Annotated in this window: 1 protein-coding gene; it reads right to left on the bottom strand. The window is 68.9% G+C overall.

The features are described 5' to 3' along the window. A partial coding sequence (locus RNC47_RS36365; RefSeq protein ID WP_311605144.1) for a condensation domain-containing protein occupies positions 1-465 on the bottom strand: 465 nt, incomplete at its 3' end. Positions 466-492 lie beyond the last annotated feature (27 nt).

Genomic DNA, 492 nt, shown 5'->3' with positions numbered 1-492 from the left:
GTATCCGGCGGTGGCGAACGTATCCTCGGCGGGCCGCGGCGCCGGCAATGCAGGTGGGATCGAGGCCACCTGCCGCCACGCCTCCGCCCGGCCGACCACGTCGGGGTGGTGCGCGTACTCAGCCAGCAGCTCCGCCCATCGTTTGAACGACGACCCGGTCGGCGGCAGCAGCACCGGCTGCTCGCCGCGATGCTGGGTCCAGGCGATGTTGAGGTCCTCCAGCACAATTCGCCACGACACTCCGTCGACAGCCATATGGTGGGCGACCAACGCCAGTTGCCCCGTGGCAGAACTCCACAACGCGCTCAACATCACCCCGGCGGCGGGATTCAACCGCGACCGTGCCACTGCCAGCGCGTCTTCCGTCAACAGGTCGACGGTGAGCAGATGCTCGCGCGCATCCACCGCGTCCGGGTCGGGCACTGTCAGCGACCATGCGCCGGTGCCGTCGTCCTCGGCACGCAATCGGAGCATGCCATGCCGTGCCAGCAA

The sequence above is a fragment of the Streptomyces millisiae genome (assembly GCF_031845425.1).
Classification (GTDB): Bacteria; Actinomycetota; Actinomycetes; order Streptomycetales; family Streptomycetaceae; genus Streptomyces; species Streptomyces millisiae.
The sequence above is the reverse complement of the archived record's forward strand: the minus strand, read 5'-3'. Positions and strand labels throughout refer to the sequence as shown.